The sequence below is a fragment of the Pseudomonas sp. GW822-FHT03F08 genome (assembly GCF_058801265.1).
The window spans coordinates 1-17639 of record NZ_JBXANC010000016.1 but is presented as its reverse complement, the minus strand read 5'-3'; the positions used below and the strand labels follow the sequence as shown (position 1 = coordinate 17639).

General features: G+C 58.7%; 19 protein-coding genes. 6 read left to right on the top strand and 13 right to left on the bottom strand.

Annotated elements, in window-relative coordinates:
* The first annotated feature begins 72 nt into the window (after positions 1 to 72).
* Together AC1RME_RS28595 and AC1RME_RS28590 are read left to right on the top strand one after the other, a co-directional pair.
* On the top strand, positions 73 to 666 hold the full coding sequence (locus AC1RME_RS28595; protein WP_007928463.1) for a phosphoheptose isomerase: 594 nt from the start codon (positions 73 to 75) through the stop codon (positions 664 to 666).
* A complete protein-coding gene (locus AC1RME_RS28590) occupies positions 663 to 1241 on the top strand; it encodes a BON domain-containing protein (protein WP_096822839.1) in 579 nt (192 codons plus the stop codon). The genes AC1RME_RS28595 and AC1RME_RS28590 overlap by 4 nt, the downstream gene beginning before the upstream one ends.
* Positions 1242 to 1292: 51 nt before the next feature.
* Here the strand turns inward: AC1RME_RS28590 and AC1RME_RS28585 are convergent, their stop codons facing one another.
* The 7 genes from AC1RME_RS28585 to rplM form a co-directional block, all read right to left on the bottom strand.
* Complete coding sequence (locus AC1RME_RS28585) at positions 1293 to 1706, bottom strand: ClpXP protease specificity-enhancing factor (protein ID WP_065261496.1); 414 nt, start codon at positions 1704 to 1706, stop codon at positions 1293 to 1295.
* 16 nt (positions 1707 to 1722) lie between these two features.
* A complete protein-coding gene (locus AC1RME_RS28580) occupies positions 1723 to 2340 on the bottom strand; it encodes a glutathione S-transferase N-terminal domain-containing protein (protein ID WP_096822840.1) in 618 nt (205 codons plus the stop codon).
* A 148-nt stretch (positions 2341 to 2488) separates the two neighbouring features.
* A complete protein-coding gene (locus tag AC1RME_RS28575) occupies positions 2489 to 3271 on the bottom strand; it encodes a cytochrome c1 (protein ID WP_096822841.1) in 783 nt (260 codons plus the stop codon).
* Entirely contained in the window at positions 3271 to 4482 is a 1212-nt protein-coding gene (locus AC1RME_RS28570; protein ID WP_096822842.1) for a cytochrome b, read from the bottom strand. The genes AC1RME_RS28575 and AC1RME_RS28570 overlap by 1 nt, the downstream gene beginning before the upstream one ends.
* Positions 4482 to 5075 carry a ubiquinol-cytochrome c reductase iron-sulfur subunit gene (petA, locus tag AC1RME_RS28565; protein WP_003228055.1) on the bottom strand — a complete coding sequence of 198 codons (594 nt, stop codon included), beginning with the start codon at positions 5073 to 5075 and terminating at the stop codon, positions 4482 to 4484. Before petA ends, AC1RME_RS28570 begins: the two co-directional genes overlap by 1 nt.
* A gap of 269 nt (positions 5076 to 5344) precedes the next feature.
* Positions 5345 to 5737, bottom strand: a complete 393-nt coding sequence (rpsI, locus tag AC1RME_RS28560) for a 30S ribosomal protein S9 (RefSeq protein ID WP_007961615.1) — start codon at positions 5735 to 5737, stop codon at positions 5345 to 5347.
* 14 nt (positions 5738 to 5751) lie between these two features.
* On the bottom strand, positions 5752 to 6180 hold the full coding sequence (gene rplM / locus AC1RME_RS28555) for a 50S ribosomal protein L13 (protein ID WP_003228062.1): 429 nt from the start codon (positions 6178 to 6180) through the stop codon (positions 5752 to 5754).
* A gap of 244 nt (positions 6181 to 6424) precedes the next feature.
* Here rplM and AC1RME_RS28550 point away from each other — a divergent pair, with 244 nt between their 5' ends.
* A complete protein-coding gene (locus AC1RME_RS28550; RefSeq protein WP_096822843.1) occupies positions 6425 to 7465 on the top strand; it encodes an NADP(H)-dependent aldo-keto reductase in 1041 nt (346 codons plus the stop codon).
* Positions 7466 to 7514: 49 nt separating this feature from the next.
* On the opposite strand, the gene AC1RME_RS28545 is transcribed toward AC1RME_RS28550, so the two are convergent.
* Complete coding sequence (locus tag AC1RME_RS28545; protein WP_096822844.1) at positions 7515 to 8651, bottom strand: acyl-CoA dehydrogenase family protein; 1137 nt, start codon at positions 8649 to 8651, stop codon at positions 7515 to 7517.
* Between the two features lie 246 nt (positions 8652 to 8897).
* On the opposite strand from AC1RME_RS28545, the gene AC1RME_RS28540 reads away from it, so the two are divergent.
* Positions 8898 to 9794, top strand: coding sequence for a GlxA family transcriptional regulator (locus AC1RME_RS28540; protein WP_173861364.1), 897 nt, complete (start codon positions 8898 to 8900; stop codon positions 9792 to 9794).
* Between the two features lie 62 nt (positions 9795 to 9856).
* Here AC1RME_RS28540 and zapE read toward each other — a convergent pair whose 3' ends face one another.
* The 3 genes from zapE to AC1RME_RS28525 all read right to left on the bottom strand — a co-directional run bounded on the left by zapE (position 9857) and on the right by AC1RME_RS28525 (position 13051).
* Positions 9857 to 10951 (bottom strand): cell division protein ZapE, encoded by a 1095-nt coding sequence (gene zapE, locus AC1RME_RS28535; protein ID WP_045121816.1) that lies wholly within the window; start codon positions 10949 to 10951, stop codon positions 9857 to 9859.
* Between the two features lie 90 nt (positions 10952 to 11041).
* Positions 11042 to 12397 carry a tryptophan--tRNA ligase gene (locus tag AC1RME_RS28530; RefSeq protein WP_493092040.1) on the bottom strand — a complete coding sequence of 452 codons (1356 nt, stop codon included), beginning with the start codon at positions 12395 to 12397 and terminating at the stop codon, positions 11042 to 11044.
* Positions 12398 to 12421: 24 nt separating this feature from the next.
* The gene (locus AC1RME_RS28525; protein ID WP_493092076.1) at positions 12422 to 13051 is read right to left on the bottom strand and encodes an alpha/beta hydrolase; all 630 of its coding nucleotides are present in this window, start codon (positions 13049 to 13051) and stop codon (positions 12422 to 12424) included.
* Positions 13052 to 13195: 144 nt separating this feature from the next.
* On the opposite strand from AC1RME_RS28525, the gene AC1RME_RS28520 reads away from it, so the two are divergent.
* A complete protein-coding gene (locus AC1RME_RS28520; protein ID WP_096822847.1) occupies positions 13196 to 13630 on the top strand; it encodes a Z-ring associated ZapG family protein in 435 nt (144 codons plus the stop codon).
* Between the two features lie 68 nt (positions 13631 to 13698).
* Here the strand turns inward: AC1RME_RS28520 and AC1RME_RS28515 are convergent, their stop codons facing one another.
* Positions 13699 to 14436: a YiaD family glycine zipper/OmpA-like lipoprotein gene (locus tag AC1RME_RS28515; protein WP_096822848.1), complete on the bottom strand. Its 738-nt coding sequence runs from the start codon at positions 14434 to 14436 to the stop codon at positions 13699 to 13701.
* Between the two features lie 115 nt (positions 14437 to 14551).
* Entirely contained in the window at positions 14552 to 15196 is a 645-nt protein-coding gene (locus AC1RME_RS28510) for an MBL fold metallo-hydrolase (RefSeq protein WP_096822849.1), read from the bottom strand.
* Between the two features lie 204 nt (positions 15197 to 15400).
* Here AC1RME_RS28510 and AC1RME_RS28505 point away from each other — a divergent pair.
* Positions 15401 to 17639, top strand: a 2239-nt coding sequence (locus AC1RME_RS28505) for a M10 family metallopeptidase C-terminal domain-containing protein (protein WP_493092038.1), incomplete at its 3' end; no start/stop codon positions are given.

Genomic DNA, 17639 nt, shown 5'->3' with positions numbered 1-17639 from the left:
AACACTTTTGCTCTTTGCTTTGCGGGCTGCACATTCACGTGCCGGACAGCCGCGCTAATTAAGGTCACACAGATGGACATGCAATCCCGAATTCGCCAGCTTTTTCAGGCCAGTATCGACACCAAGCAACAGGCGATGGACGTACTTGCACCGCACATCGAGCAAGCCAGCCAAGTGATGGTCAACGCCTTGCTCAACGAGGGGAAGATGCTCTCGTGCGGCAACGGCGGTTCGGCCGGCGACGCCCAGCACTTCTCCTCGGAACTGCTCAACCGCTTCGAGCGCGAGCGCCCGAGCCTGCCAGCAATCGCCCTGACCACCGACAGCTCGACCATCACCTCGATCGCCAACGACTACAGCTACAACGAAGTGTTCTCCAAGCAGATCCGCGCGCTCGGCCAGCCAGGCGATGTATTGCTGGCGATTTCGACCAGCGGTAACTCGGCGAACATTATTCAAGCGATCCAGGCCGCACATGATCGCGAAATGATTGTCGTAGCATTGACCGGCCGCGATGGCGGCGGCATGGCGTCGTTGCTGTTGCCCGAGGACGTCGAGATTCGCGTACCGGCCAACGTCACCGCACGTATTCAGGAAGTCCACTTGCTGGCGATCCATTGCCTTTGCGATCTGATCGACAGCCAACTGTTCGGGAGTGAAGAATGACCCCTAATCGCCTTGGCCTTCTGGCCTTGACCCTGTGCCTCGGAATTACTGGCTGCACCTCCGTGGTGAATGCCAGCCGCGAAGCACCGATCGAAGACGATCGCGGCACCCGCACCTTCGGCAGCAAGATCGACGACTCACTGATCGAAACCAAAGTCGGCGTCAATGTGTCCAAGGCCGATCCGAACATGGACAAAAAATCGCACATCGTCGTCACCAGCTTCAACGGCGTCGTGCTTCTGGCCGGCCAGACCGAGAACGCAGACCTCAAAGCCAAGGCCGAACAGGCTGCCGCCAACGTGCAACGAGTGAAGACGGTGCACAACGAGCTGCAATTGATTGCACCTTCAAGCTTCCTCGCACGCCAGAATGACTCCTGGCTGACGACCAAGATCAAAACCCAGATGCTTGCCGACGCCAACATTCCCGGCTCGCGCATCAAGGTCGTGACCGAGAACGGTATCGTCTATCTGCTCGGCCTGCTGACCAAGCAGGAAGCGGCCCAGGCCACCAATCTGGTGCAGGGTGTTTCCGGCGTGCAGAAAATTGTGAAGCTGTTCGAATACATCGACTGATACGCAAAGCGCAGGCACAAAAAAGGCGATCCGGTTGGATCGCCTTTTTTATTACTTCACCACTTTCAGGCTTGGCCGGCCGCTTGGGCGTGGCGGCTCGCTGTCCGGCGGCGGAATATCGTCATCCTGTTCGATCTCGTCTTCGTCATCCATCGGCGACTCCAGATCGAACACCATGCCCTGACCGTTCTCCCGGGCATAAATACCCAGGATCGCGGCAATCGGCACATACAGGCTGTGCGGAACGCCACCGAAGCGACCTTCGAAGGTCACGACGTCGTTGTCCATGTGCAGATGACGCACGGCACTCGGCGAAATGTTCAGGACAATCTGCCCGTCACTGGCAAAACCCTGCGGCACCTGCACTGCCGGGTATTCGGAATTGACCAGCATGTGCGGGGTGCAATCGTTATCCACAATCCACTCGTAGAGCGCGCGGACCAGATAAGGTCGACTGGAGTTCATAGCGGCTCCTTAAGCCTTAGCGCATGTCGCGTTCGACACCAGACAGACTCGCCTGGAAAGCCTCACGCGCAAACTGACGCTCCATATAATCAAGCAGCGGCTTGGCTGGCCGCGGCAGTTCTATACCCAGAATCGGCAAACGCCAGAGTATTGGCAATAGGCAGCAATCCACCAGACTTTGTTCCTCACTGAGGAAAAACGGCTTGTCGGCAAACAACGGCGACACGCCCGTCAGGCTTTCGCGCAATTCCTTGCGCGCCACGACACGCGCGGCTTCCTTGGTGCGTGAATCCAGAATCAGATCCACCAGACCACACCAGTCGCGCTGGATACGGTGTATCAACAGACGACTGTTGGCACGCGCCACCGGGTACACCGGCATCAATGGCGGATGCGGGTAACGCTCATCCAGATATTCCATCACCACGGTCGACTCCCACAACGCCAGGTCGCGATCGACCAGCGTCGGGAGACTCCCGTAAGGGTTCACCTCAATCAGTTTAGGCGGCTGACGACCAGCCTCCACATAAATGATTTCGGCGCTGACACCCTTCTCTGCAAGCACGATGCGCACTCGGTGGGAATAGTGGTCGGCGGGGTCGGAGTAACAGGCCAACCGATTGGTCACGCCCATGGCGATCCTCCTCGCTTGTTGAAATTGTCGGAGCCGGAAAAACGCGCGCGCCCAGAGGGCGCCTCCCGCAATACCTGACAGACCAGGCGTTGCGTTTTCAGAGGCGCCCTTGGGCGCGCGCGATTAACAGCAATTGCTTGAAGCGTTATCAGTGCACGTCTTTCCAGTATTCACGCTTGAGCAGGTAGGCGAACACAAAGAAGAACGCCAGGTACAGCAAGACGTAAGTACCGATGCGCTGATGTTGCAGCTTAACCGGGTTAGCCGAGTAAGCCAGGAAGGTTACCAGATTCTTGACCTTCTCATCGAACTGCTCTTCGTTCAGGGCTCCGGTTTTCGGCACGATGGTCAACTGATCGCACGCTTCATGAGTCAGAGGCGTACCGGTCAGCGGGTCATATTGCTTCTTGCCGTTTTCGACGATCTGCACCTGCTTGCAACCCACGACCTGACGACCTTGCAGGCCGACCAGCACGTTTGGCATGCCGACGTTCGGGAAGACCTTGTTGTTCACGCCCCATGGACGCGCAGGGTCTTCGTAGAACGACTTGAGGTAACCATAAAGCCAGTCAGTGCCACGAACACGAGCCACCAGGGTCAGGTCCGGCGGCGCTGCGCCGAACCAGGTCTTGGCGTCGGCCGGCTGCATGCCGATGGTCATGTGATCGCCGATCTTGGCGCCAGTGAACACCAGTTTCTGCAGCATCAGGTCATGCGGCACGCCGAGGTCATCGGCAACACGCTCGTAACGCTGGAACTTGGCACTGTGGCAACCCATGCAATAGTTGGCAAAGGTACGCGCACCATCCTGAAGGGCAGCCTTGTCGGAAACGTCGATGTCGACTTTTTCCAGTTCCGGACCACCGTGTTCGGCAGCGAAAGACAGCACTGGCAGCGCAGCAAAAATCAGAGCAAAAAATAACTTTTTCATCAGCCAGTCACCCTTTCCGGAACCGGTTTGGTCTTCTCGAGCCTGGTGTAGAAAGGCATCAGAATGAAGTAGGCGAAGTACAGGAAGGTACATACCTGCGACAGCAAGGTGCGCTCCGGCGTCGGGGCCAGAACGCCCAGAATGCCGAGGATCACGAACGAAATGCAGAACACCACCAGCCAGATCTTGCTCATCCAGCCTTTGTAGCGCATCGACTTGACCGGGCTGCGGTCGAGCCATGGCAACACAAACAGCACCGCAATCGCCGCGCCCATGGCGATAACGCCCATGAGCTTGTCAGGGACCGCACGCAAGATCGCGTAGAACGGTGTGAAGTACCAGACGGGTGCAATGTGCTCAGGCGTCTTGAACGGGTTGGCTTGCTCGAAGTTTGGTTTTTCGAGGAAGTAGCCGCCCATTTCCGGGAAGAAGAACACAATGAAGCAGAAGATGAACAGGAACACCACGACGCCGACAATGTCCTTCACGGTGTAGTACGGGTGGAAGGCGATGCCGTCCAGCGGGATACCGTTTTCGTCTTTGTGCTTCTTGATGTCCACGCCGTCGGGGTTGTTTGAACCGACTTCGTGCAACGCCAGGATGTGCAGCACCACCAGACCGAGAATCACGATCGGCAGGGCCACAACATGCAGGGCGAAGAAGCGGTTCAGGGTGATTCCGGAAATCAGGTAGTCACCACGAATCCACTGGGTCAGGTCGTTGCCGATGACCGGAATCGCGCCGAACAGCGAGATGATCACCTGGGCGCCCCAGTAGGACATCTGGCCCCATGGCAGCAGGTAACCCATGAAAGCTTCAGCCATCAGCGCCAGGTAGATCAGCATGCCGAACACCCACACCAGCTCGCGCGGCTTCTGGTACGAACCGTAAAGCAGGCCACGGAACATGTGCAGATAGACCACGATGAAGAACGCCGAAGCGCCGGTGGAGTGCAGCAAACGCAGGATCGAGCCGTACTCGACGTCGCGCATGATGTATTCGACGGAGGCAAACGCCTCTTCCGCCGACGGGGTGTAGCTCATGGTCAGCCAGACACCGGTGACGATCTGATTGACCAGAACGAGCAGTGCCAGCGAGCCGAAGAAGTAGAAGAAGTTGAAGTTTTTTGGAGCGTAATACTTGCTGAGATGGTCTTCCCACATCTTGGTGGCGGGGAAGCGCGCATCAACCCAATCCATGAACTTGCTCATCACGCTTTCTCCGTATCGACGCCAATGACAATCAGGTCATCGGTCTCATAGGAATGCGGGGGTACTGGCAGGTTCAAAGGCGCAGGTTGCGACTTGTAGACGCGGCCAGCCAGATCGTAGTGGGAACCGTGGCAAGGGCAGAAATAGCCGCCTACCCAGTCTTTTCCCAGATCCGCGGGTGCCACTTCGGGACGGAAGGTCGGTGAGCAACCCAGGTGAGTGCAGATCCCGATCAGCAGCAGAATTTCCGGCTTGATCGAACGCACTTCAGGGTCGACATAGGTAGGTTGCGTGGAGTTTTTGGAGGTCGGATCGGAGAGCTGGCCCTCGATCTTCTTGAGATTCCCCAGGATTTCCGCAGTACGGCGAACAATGAATACCGGCTGGCCGCGCCATTCAGCAATCATCTGCTGTCCGGGCTCGATTTTGCTGACATTCACTTTCACCGGTGCACCGGCAGCTTTCGCCTTGGCACTGGGAAACCATGACCCCACGAACGGGACCGCAGCCCCCACCGCTCCTGCAGCACCCACCACGGATGTGGCTGCTACCAAGAAGCGACGCCGGCCTGCATTCACGCCGTCATTGCTCATTCAGTCCTCTCCCATCAGCTTTGTGGCCTGTTAAATCAGGCATCTACTAAATATGAATCTATGTACTTATAAAAATTTTGCCGAATGGTAATGAAAAGCCCCAATTCTGACAAGGTAATTACCCGGAGGGGTGGCCCCCAAGCCTTGTAGTATAGGGGGTCTACGAATGTGGCAAGTTGTCACAGCGCAATTATTCGAGAAATCGCACGCATAAAAAAACGCCCGGTTCCGTGAGGAATCGGGCGTTCTTTTTGAACGTGGAAGCGAAATTAACGCTTCGAGTACTGCGGACGCTTACGCGCTTTACGCAGACCAACTTTCTTACGTTCAACTTCACGGGCGTCGCGGGTAACGAAGCCAGCTTTGCGCAGAGCGCTACGCAGGGTTTCGTCGTAGTCCATCAGAGCGCGAGTGATGCCGTGGCGGATTGCGCCAGCTTGACCACTTACACCACCGCCGATCACGGTGACGTAGATGTCGAATTTCTCGACAGTCTCGGTCAGTTCCAGCGGCTGACGAACTACCATGCGGGCAGTTTCGCGGCCGAAGAACGAATCCAGCGAACGGTTGTTGATGGAGATGTTACCAGTACCCGGACGCAGGAAAACGCGTGCGGTTGCGGTCTTGCGACGGCCAGTGCCGTAATTTTGAGTCGCCGACATAATGAACTATTCCGTTAAATCTTCAGTTCTTGGGGCTGCTGAGCAGTATGAGGGTGTGCAGCGCCCGCATAGACTTTCAGCTTACGGTACATGTCGCGACCCAGTGGGTTCTTAGGCAGCATGCCTTTAACCGCGGTCTCGATCACGCGCTCAGGGGCTTTGGCGATCAGCTTTTCAAAGTTGATCGACTTGATGCCGCCCGGGAAACCGGAGTGGGAGTAGTACATTTTGTCAGTGGTTTTAGCACCGGTAACACGGATCTGCTCGGCGTTGATTACGACGATGTAGTCGCCGGTGTCAACGTGAGGAGTGTACTCAGGCTTGTGCTTGCCACGCAGACGGCTCGCGATTTCGGTGGCCAGACGACCCAGGGTCTGACCAGCAGCGTCGACGACAAACCAGTCGCGCTTTACTGTTTCCGGTTTAGCAGTAAAAGTTTTCATTCTTTATAGCCTCAGGGGCCGCCTGTAAATAAGACGGCGGATCTTACTGAATAGTGCGTACTTTGACAAGTCAAAGGCAGCCGGATACAGACGCTTTCGGGGGCTCGGGTCGGCGCGTCCGTTCAACGGCAAGATTCTTCGGCGGCGGCGCATCACTTCCACTGCAGAAAGAGGTCGGCAATTATGCAGATTGCGAAAAAAATTTCAACCTGCTTTTATGCTTGTTTTGCCCAAGGAGCACCCGATGGACTATCGCCAGCTAGGCCGTACCGACCTGAACGTGAGTGCAATCTGCCTCGGCACCATGACCTGGGGCGAGCAAAACACTGAAGCTGAAGCCTTCGCCCAGATCGAACGGGCCAAGGGCGCCGGGATCAATTTCATCGACACCGCCGAGATGTACCCGGTGCCGCCGAAAGCCGAAACCTATGCCACCACCGAGCGCTACATCGGCAATTACTTCAAGAGTCGCGGCGACCGCGCCGACTGGATCCTCGCCAGCAAGATCGCCGGTCCCGGTAACACCATCGACTACATCCGCGACAAGAACCTGCGCCACAACCGCCAGCACATTACCGAAGCCGTGGACGCCAGCCTCAAGCGCCTGCAGACCGACTACATCGACCTGTATCAATTGCACTGGCCGGAGCGCAGCACCAACTTTTTCGGACAACTGGGCTACAAACACAAGATCGAAGCCAACCTCACCCCGCTCGAGGACACCCTCGAAGCGCTCGACGAGCAAGTGAAGGCCGGCAAGATCCGCCACATCGGCCTGTCCAACGAAACTCCGTGGGGCACCATGCGCTTCCTCGCCCTGGCCGAAGCCCGTGGCTGGCCGCGCGCGGTGTCAATCCAGAACCCCTACAACCTGCTCAACCGCAGCTTCGAAGTCGGTCTGGCGGAAATCGCCATTCGCGAACAGTGCGGCCTGCTCGCCTATTCGCCGCTGGCGTTCGGTTTCCTGTCGGGCAAGTACGAAGGTGGCGCCCGCCCACCAAAAGGTCGCCTGAGCCTCTACAGCCGCTTCAGCCGCTATTTCAACCCGCAATCGGAAGCGGCGTGCAGCCGTTACGTGGCACTCGCTCGGGAGCACGGCCTGGATCCGGCGCAAATGGCGTTGGCCTTCGTCAATCAGCAACCGTTCGTCACCAGCAACATCATCGGGGCGACGACGCTTGAGCAACTGGACAGCAACATTGCCAGTTTCTACCTGAATCTTTCAGACGAAGTGCTTGAAGGGATTGAAGCGATTCACAAGGATCATCCGAACCCGGCACCTTGATCCGGCGCTAAAAGCCGCGCTCCCACGCACAAGCGTGGGAGCGCCCAGGTCATAGCGACCGCGCAATGATCTCTTTCATGATTTCGTTGGTGCCGGCATAGATCCGCTGCACCCGCGCATCCGCCCAGGCCCGGGCCACCGGGTACTCCCACATGAAACCGTAGCCGCCATGCAGTTGCACGCACTCGTCGAGCACCTTGCATTGCAGGTCGGTGCCCCAGTACTTGGCCATCGCGGCGGTCGGTACGTCGAGCTTGCCTTGCAGGTGCAGCTCCAGGCAGCGATCGACGAACACCCTGCCGATCTGAATCTCGGTGGCCATTTCCGCCAGCTTGAAGCGCGTGTTCTGGAAGTCGGCGATTGCCTTGCCGAACGCCTTGCGGTCACGGGTGTACTCCAGCGTCCATTGCAGCGCCGCCTCGGCCGAGGCCAGCCCGCCAATGGCCACGGTCAGACGCTCCTGCGGCAATTCCTGCATCAGATAGGCAAACCCGGCCCCGGCCTGACCCAACAGGTTTTCCTTCGGCACTCGCACGTCCTGGAAGAACAATTCCGACGTGTCCTGAGCCTTCATTCCGACCTTCTCCAGGCGCTTGCCCTTGTCGAAGCCCGGTGTGTTCGCCTCCACCAGAAACAGGCTGGTGCCCTTCGCTCCAGCCTTGGGATCGGTCTTGGCGACGACGATCACCAGATCCGCCAGGAAGCCATTGGTGATAAAGGTTTTCGAGCCGTTGATCACATACTCGTCGCCGTCCAGCACGGCGGTGGTCTTGACCCCCTGCAAGTCGGAACCCGCGCCTGGCTCGGTCATGGCGATCGCCGTAACCATCTCGCCGGACACCAGTTTCGGCAGGTACTTGTGCTTCAACGCCTCGCTGCCGTAATGCAGGATGTACGGCGCGACAATGTCCGAATGCAGCGAAAAACCGATGCCGGTCAGCCCCAGCCGTCCGACTTCCTCGATCACTACGGCGCTGTACAGAAAGTCCGCCCCCAGCCCGCCGTACTCCTCCGGCAGGTGTGAGCAGAGCATCCCCGCCTCCCCTGCCTTGTTCCACAATTTGCGGTCGATGTAGCCTTGTTTTTCCCATTGCCCGTGGAACGGCACGGCCTCTTTTTCAAGGAATGTCCGCACGCTGTCGCGGAACAATTCGTGCTCGGAGCTGAACAGGGTTCTGGGGATCATGCGACACCTTTTCTTTATTGTTGAAGGGATCAGACCTTCAGAGACTAAGCCTCGCTTCCGATACAGGACACTGGACACATCCGACAAAAAATAAGACGATCCAGCCGTCTGGTGACCACTTTCCCTTATAAAAACAAAAGTTGAATTATGTCCAAGCAAGTCTCCACGCCCTTGCGGCGCGTCAGCATCCTGGCGATCGACCGGGTTTTCGCTTCCACCCTCATGCAAGCCAAGGATTTCTTCCATCTGGCCAGCCTGCGTTACGGCAAACAACTGGGCCACGGCCTGACTCCGGCGTTCGAAACCCGCCTGGTCAGCCCCGACGGCAAACCGGTGAACAGCTTCAGCGACGTGGTCATGCCGGTGGACGGCGGCCTGGAAAACGCCGACGTCATCATCCTTCCAGCGTTCTGGGATGACTTCGACACGCTGTGCCAACGTTATCCACAGGTGCTGCCGTGGCTACGCGAACAGCACGCCCGCGGCGCCGTACTCTGCGGCGAGGCCACCGGGGTGTTCTGGCTGGCCGAAGCCGGCCTGCTCAACGGCAAGGAAGCGACCACCTACTGGCGCTTCTTCAATGCCTTCGCCGAGCGTTTCCCGCAGGTCTATCTCAATCAGGACAAGCACCTGACCGACGCCGACAACCTTTACTGCGCCGGTGGCACCACCTCGGCCTGCGACCTCTATATCTACCTGATCGAGCGCTTCTGCGGCGCCAATGTGGCGCAAGCTGTAGCCCGCGACATCCTCTACGAAGTACAGCGCAGCTATTCGCCGGGCCGCATCGGCTTCGGCGGGCAGAAACTGCACCAGGACGTGATCATCCTGCAGATCCAGCACTGGCTCGAAGAGCATTTCGCCGACAAGTTCCGCTTCGAAGACGTGGCCCGCGAGCACGGCATGAGCATCCGCAACTTCATGCGCCGCTTCCAGACCGCCACCGGTGACAAGCCGCTGCATTATCTGCAACGGCTGCGCATCGAGACCGCCAAGGGCTTGCTCTCCGGCAGCCGCAAGAGCATCAAGACCATCAGCTACGAAGTCGGCTACGACGATGCGAGCTTCTTCGCACGTCTGTTCCGCCAGCACACCGAACTCTCGCCGAACCAGTATCGACAGCAGTTCCAGCAAGCTGCCTGACGATTCGACCAGACACAAAAAAGGGCCTGCATCTGCAGGCCCTTTTTGTTTGCCGAATCCGCTTAAGGCTTGTGTGCCCGGGACAGGAATTCGTGGGATTGCATTTCCAGCAGACGGCTGAGGGTCCGCTGGAATTCGAACGTCAGACGCCCGCCGGTGTACAGGTCTTTCAACTCGACTTCGGCAGAAATGATCAGCTTGACGTTACGGTCGTAGAACTCGTCGACCATGTTGATGAAACGTCGGGCGATGTCGTCGGTAGCAACGCTCATCTGCTCCACGCCACTGAGCAACACGGCGTGGAAAATCTTGCCGAGTTCAATGTAGTCGTTCTGGCTACGCGGGCCGTCGCACAGTTCGCGGAAGTCGAACCAGGCCACGTCATCGCAGGTGCGCAGCGCGCGGATTTCGCGGTTTTCGATGATCAGCACATCGTTTTCCACGGCAGCCGTGCATTCCGGCGTCAGCGCACGGAAGCTCTTGCGCAGGCTTTCGTGAGCAGCTTCGTCGAGCGGGAAGTGGAACAGCTCCGCTTGTTCGAGGTGGCGCAGACGGTAGTCGACGCCGCTGTCGACGTTGACGATCTCGGTGTTCTGCTTGATCAGCGCGATGGCCGGCAGGAAGCGCGCGCGTTGCAGGCCGTCCTTGTACAAGCCGTCCGGCACGATGTTCGACGTGGCGACCAGGGTCACGCCGTTCTTGAACAGCTCTTCCATCAGCGTGCCGAGGATCATGGCGTCGGTGATGTCGGAAACGAAGAATTCATCGAAGCAGATGACCCGCGATTCAGTGGCGAAACGCTTGGCGATGATGGTCAGCGGGTTTTTCTCGCCGCCGAGGGTCTTCATCTCTTCGTGCACACGCTTCATGAAGCGGTGGAAGTGGGTGCGGGTCTTTTCCTTGAATGGCAGCGCTTCGAAGAAGGTGTCCACCAGGTAAGTCTTGCCGCGACCCACGCCGCCCCAGAAGTACAGGCCCTTGACCGGGGTCTGATCCTTTTTGCCAAACAGTTTGCCCAGCAAACCCGGCTTGTTCTGCTCTGCCGCGATCAGATCGTCGTACAGGCGTTGCAAGTGACGCACGGCAGTTTCCTGCGCCGCGTCATGGAAGAAGTCCGGGCGTTTCAGATCAGCTTGATATCGTTCTAGGGGCGTCATAATTCGTTAGCAAGGCAACAAAAACGGGCCGTCACTGTAGCGATGGCCCGTGGGAATGGCAATCGGCCCTTGGTCGGGCCGGCCCGTTGATTATTCCTGAACCGGTGTCAGAGCGATCCGCAAAGCTCCGACAGCCGCATCCCGCGCAGCCACGTCGGCGAACACCGGGCTGTCGCCGACACACTCGCCTTCCAGCCAGACGCTGAAGCTCAGGTCTTCGCTGCGCACATCCAGCGCCTGACCCGATTGCAGCTGCTTGGTCACCTGGCCCGCGGTCTTGCCGTCGGCGAAGTTGCGCGAGAGCAGCAATTGCTCGCCATCGGCGGCCAGCAGACGGAAACGGAAGCTGCCGTCGTCTTCGCGGAAACTGACGAAACGCGCGGCTTTCGCAGCCTTCTTCTTGGTGGTCGCGGCAACCTGAACCTGATTGACGAACGAGCGCAGGCCAACCGCTTCACGCAATTCATTAAGGAACGGCGTCGCTACCGCACGGGCCTTCTTGGCGCCGTGTTGCAGAATGTCTTCCAGATCCGCCGGACGCTCGATCAACTGGTGATAACGCTCGCGGGACTCGCCCAACTCGTTGTCCAGCAGCTGGAACAGACGGTTCTTCGCCTCGCCCCAACCCAGACCGCCCAGCAGCTCGCTGCGGAACTCGTCGGCCTGCGTCGGCGTGGAGAACGCCTGGAACAGGGTGAACAGGTGCGAATTGTCAGGATCTTTCGCTTCGCCCGGCGCGCGGGAGTCGGTAACGATGCGCGAGATCGCGTCCTTCATTTCCTTGGCGCTGGAGAACAGTGGAATGGTGTTGTCGTAGCTCTTGGACATCTTGCGACCGTCCAGGCCAGGCAAGGTGGCGACGCTTTCCTCAATCAGCGCTTCGGGCATGGTGAAGAACTCCTTGCCCTGGCCGAACAGGTGGTTGAAGCGCTGGCCGATGTCACGCGCCATTTCCACGTGCTGGATCTGGTCGCGACCGACCGGCACCTTGTGTGCGTTGAACATCAGGATGTCCGCTGCCATCAGCACCGGATAGCTGTACAAGCCCATGGTGATGCCGGCATCCGGGTCTTCGCCGGTCTCGACGTTCTTGTCCACCGAAGCCTTGTAGGCGTGGGCGCGGTTCAGCAGGCCCTTGGCAGCGACGCAGGTCAGCAGCCAGGTCAGCTCGGGGATTTCCGGGATGTCGGACTGGCGGTAGAAGGTCACGCGGTCCACATCCAGACCACCGGCCAGCCAGGTCGCGGCGATTTCCAGACGCGAGCGCTGAATGCGCAGCGGGTCATCGCACTTGATCAGGGCGTGATAGTCGGCCAGGAAGTAGAACGAGTCGGCATTGCTGTCGCGGCTGGCGAGAATCGCCGGGCGGATGGCGCCGGCGTAGTTGCCCAGGTGCGGGGTGCCGGTGGTGGTGATGCCGGTGAGGATGCGGGTACGGTTCGTCATGGGTAATCGCTTGTCAGACTGCAATCAATTCGAGAGACGCGGCAGGATCAGATCCTTGAGATCGGTCAGCTTGCCATGAAAAAAGTGTCCGCATTCTGCCACTTTCAGCAGCTCATGGGGGCGCTGGAGTTTGTCAGACCAGTCGTAGACCAGCTGCGGATCGATCACTTCGTCGGTTTCCGGCTGGATCACCGTGAGTTCGCCCTGCTGCGGCAACTGATCCTGATCGCCCAGGCGCATCACCGCTGGCGCGACCATGAACAGGTGCTTGAGCTGTACGCCCTGGGCTTCGAGTCGGCCGCCGAGACGTGCTGCAACAAATCCGCCGAAGGAGAAACCGAACAGGGTCAGCGGCAGATCCGGGTGTTTTTCCAGCAACCAGGCAGCGGCTGCCTGGGCGTCGTCGACTTCACCGCTGCCCATGTCATGGGAACCTTCGCTGGCACCGACGCCACGGTAGTTGAAGCGCAAGGTGATCAGACCCGCGTCGCGCGCGGTGCGCTGCAGGGTCGAGACGACCTTGTTGAGCATGGTGCCGCCCTGCACCGGGTTGGGGTGGCAGATCAGCGCGATGCCGCGCGGCTGCTCGTTGTCCAGGTACAGGGATTCAAGTTGACCCACCGGGCCATCAATCACTACAGGGGTTTCACGCATCAGCAAGGAAGGAACTCCGTGACCTCGAATCGGGTCGACTCGTCTAGCAAATTGTCTGTGCCGATCTATTGCGAGTGAATCGCGGTATACAGCGCAGGTTCGAGCCGTTAACGTAAAGCAAAGCCGTTTATAGAGGAAGGACTCGTGGAACACTCGCTCTTAGTTTGGTTGTTACCGACTCTTGCCCTGGTTGTGGGTGTCGCCATTGGTTTCCTGATCGCACGCGTTGCGCCGAACGCCGCGCCCAGCCGCACACAGCGTCAACTGGACGACATTCAGGAACGCTTCGACAGTTATCAGAACGAAGTGGTAACCCACTTCAACAGCACCGCCAATCTGGTCAAGAAGCTGACCCAGAGCTATCAGGAAGTGCAGGATCACCTCGCCGAGGGCGCCAATCGTCTGGCCCTGGACGAACAGACCCGTCAACGTCTGCTCGCCTCTCTGCACGCAGAGGCTGCGCAGGCCCCACGCGAACGCCTGACGCCACCGCGCAATCAGGAACCGCCGCGCGACTACGCGCCGAAGACTCCGAACTCGCCGGGCATGCTCGATGAGCATTACGGCCTGAAGAAGTAATCAGTCTTCAGCGCAAATAAAAAGCCCCCGGACAATCACTTGTCCGGGGGCTTTTTTGTGCCTGACGGTTACGGATACTGCTGAACCGTACCCGGCTGCTGTTGCTGCTGACCACCGTACTGCTGGCCCGGGATCGCCTTCAGGTTGACTTCAACGCGGCGGTTCTGCGCCCGGCCGTTGACGTCACCGTTGCTGGCAATCGGATTATCCGGGCCGGCACCGCGGGCCGACAGGTTGGCACCGCTGACACCTTGCGAAGTCAGGTAGGTCGCCACGCTCTGCGCACGACGCTGGGACAGGTCCATGTTGTGCTGGCGGCTGCCGGTGCTGTCGGTGTAGCCGACGATCTCGATCTGGTTCTGGCTGAACTCCTTGAGCGAGCCGGCCAGGTTGTTCAGCGGCTGGTAGAAGCTTGGGGCGATGTTCGCCGAATCGGTGGCGAAGGTGATGTTGCCCGGCATGATCAGTTTGATCTGATCGCCCTGACGCTGCACCTCGACACCGGTGTTGGCCATGCTGGCGCGCAGCTTCTTCTCTTGCTGGTCGGCGTAGTAACCGTAACCGGCTGCCGAAGCACCGACGACGGCGGCACCGATCAAGGCGCCCTTGCCACGGTTGTTGTGGTCGATGGCAGCACCGGCCAACGCGCCGGCCAGTGCGCCGAGGCCACCGTATTTGGCGGTTTTGCTCATGCCCTGGGAGCCGCCGTCGGCCTGGCCCTGATTGTCATACGGGTTGGGCGAGGCGCAGCCGGACAGCACGGCGACGGCAGTAGCGACAATAATCAAACGACGCGTGGTGAACATGGAGAGCTCCTACTTTTTGCATTCTGTGGTGCAACGGCCGTTTGGCAATGGACCTTTGCGGGCGTTGGATCATGACAATGCACAAAAATTCCACCGCGCACTCGTGACAAAATGTTTAGGCGCGCACGAACGGATTTTCCCGCATTTCATCGCCCAGACGCGTGTCCGGGCCATGTCCGGCCACAACGATCGCGTCTTCGTCCAATGTATATAGCCGCTGCTTGATCGATCGCACGATGGTCGCCTGATCGCCGCCCCACAAATCCGTGCGCCCTACTCCGCGCCGGAACAACGTGTCGCCGGCAATCAACAGCTTAGCCTCGGAAAACCAAAAGCTCATGGAACCGGGTGTATGTCCCGGCGTGTGCAGTGCCACGCCGCAGCCGCAGGCCAGTTCCTCGTCGTCGCTCAGCCAGCGATCCGGTGACGGCACCGGGGTGTAGGGCACGCCGAACATCTGGCATTGCATTTCGAGGTTGTCCCACAGGAACTGATCTTCCTTGTGCAGATGCAGGGTCGCGCCGGTTTTCTCTTTCATCTGACCGGAGGCCAGAAAGTGATCGAGGTGCGCATGGGTGTGGATGATGCTCACCACTTTCAGACCCAGCGCATCGAGGCGCGCCATGATCAGATCGGGGTTGCCACCCGGGTCGACGACAATGGCTTTTTTCGTGACCGGATCACCGATGATCGTGCAGTTGCACTGCAGCGGGCCGACGGGGAAGGTTTCGCGAATCAGCATGGAGTTGGGGGCACTCATGGGAATTCCTGGACGAACGGTAGTGAGGTTGGTTTCAGAATTCTACTGCACAGGCCGATACAGATCGCCCGGTCAGTTATTTGACGCCAGCGATCAGAAAAATGATGGCTTAATGATGTCAAACTTCCTGTTTCTGGTGCAAAATCGCATTTTTTGTAGCGGTCGCATTCAGGAAGGGCCGCAGCGCACTCAGGAAATCCCCGCATGCCTACGCCCAAGACTTACTCCATCTCGTTCCCCGCTACTCTGACCGGCAATGCCATTGTTGACAGCCTCATTTCCGGCACCTACTGGCTGGGATCCAACTGGGGCAAAGGTGGAACCAGTCTGAGCTATAGCTTCATGGCTCCTGGCACCTCGTACTTTGTCACCGACTACAGCCCCGACAATGAATACAACGCGCTGTACGAGCTCACCCCGGGTCAGAAGGCAGCGGTGAACTACTCACTGGGGACTTGGGCAGCCGTCACCAATCTCAACTTCAGCTTTACCACAGACACGCTGACCAACGTGGGTGACCTGCGCTTCGGCGGCTATCGGCTGATGGACAACAAGACCGCTGCCTGGGCTTATTTCCCTGCCAACTCCCCGGCCGGTGGCGATGTCTGGATTGGCCCGCAGACGGGCGAAGCCACCCCGCTGAAGGGGTCTTATGATGTCATGACCTTCATCCATGAGATCGGTCACGCACTGGGTCTCAAGCATCCGTTCGACGCCAGCTCGACCAACAAGACACTGCTGGATCCTTCACTGGACGACGTTCACTTCACGGTGATGAGTTACAGCAGCAATTACTCGTACCAGCCGACGACACCGATGGTTCTCGACATCCTCGCGATTCAGAGCCTGTATGGCGTCAACACGATGTGGCAGACCGGCGACAACGTCTACAAGTGGGCACCTGACCAGTCGATTTTTGAAACCATCTGGGATGCCGGCGGTAACGACACCATTGATGGCAGCAATCAACTTGCCTCCGTGAAAATCAACCTGAATGAAGGGGCCTACAGCCAGATCGGCAAGACCTTCACTGACCTGAACACTCAGGCTGCGATCAATGACGGCCTGGCGATTGCCTATGGCGCAAAAATCGAGAATGCCATCGGCTCGGCATTCGATGACATCCTGATCGGCAACGCACTGAACAACACCCTTAACGGCATGGCAGGTGCAGACTCCATGACCGGGGGCGACGGTAATGACACCTACTACGTCGATAACGCGGGCGATACCGTGGTTGAACTGGCAAACGTCGGCTCGGGTATCGATACCGTCATTTCCTCCCTCAGCTACACCTTGGGCAACAACGTCGAAAACCTTACGCTGGTGGGCACCGACAATCTGACGGCCACCGGCAATGCGCTGAACAACGTATTGAACGGCAACAGTGGCAACAACTTCATTGATGGCGGTGCCGGCGCGGACTTCATGGCCGGCGGCGCGGGCAATGACACCTACATCGTCGACAATGTCGGCGACGTGGTCAGCGAATCCAGTACCGTAGCCGGTGAAATCGACACCGTTCGCTCTTCGGTCAACTTCATCCTGGGTGCCAACCTCGAAAACCTCACCCTCACCGGTACTGGCGACATTTTTGCCTTGGGCAACTCCCAGGACAACGTGCTGATCGGCAACGACGGCAACAACCAGCTGTCCGGTGCCGGCGGCCTCGACACCATGATCGGCGGCAAGGGCAACGACACCTATGGCCTCGATCAGGCCGGCGAACTGGCCCTGATCCAGGAGCTGGCCAACGAAGGCACCGACACCCTGCTTCTGACCTATGCCGCCACCTCGCAGATCGTCGATATGACCATCAGCAACCTGCAGAACGTGGAAAACGTGACAGTGCTGGGCAGCGGTGCTTTCGCAGTGCTCGGTAACAGCCTGGACAACGTGCTGATCGGTAATGCCGACAACAACATTCTCAACGGCGGAGCGGGCGCGGACATCCTCAATGGCGGCGCAGGCAATGACACCTATGTAGTCGACAACGTCGGTGACGTGGTTATCGAAAACGGCACCTCGGCGACGGAAATCGACCAGGTTTACTCCTACATCAACTACACCCTGGGCAACAACGTCGAAAACCTTTCGCTGGTGGGTACTGACAATATCAACGCGACTGGCAACGTCCTGAATAACGTGTTGAACGGCAACAGCGGCAACAACATTCTCGACGGCGGTGCCGGCGCGGACTTCATGGCCGGTGGCGCCGGCAATGACACCTACATCGTCGACAATGTCGGCGACGTGGTCAGCGAAACCAGCACCGTAGCCGGTGAAATCGACACCGTTCGCTCTTCGGTCAACTTCATCCTGAGTGCCAACCTCGAAAACCTCACCCTCACCGGCACTGGCGACACCTTTGCCTTGGGCAACTCCCAGGACAACGTGCTGATCGGCAACGACGGCAACAACCAGCTGTCCGGCGCCGGCGGCC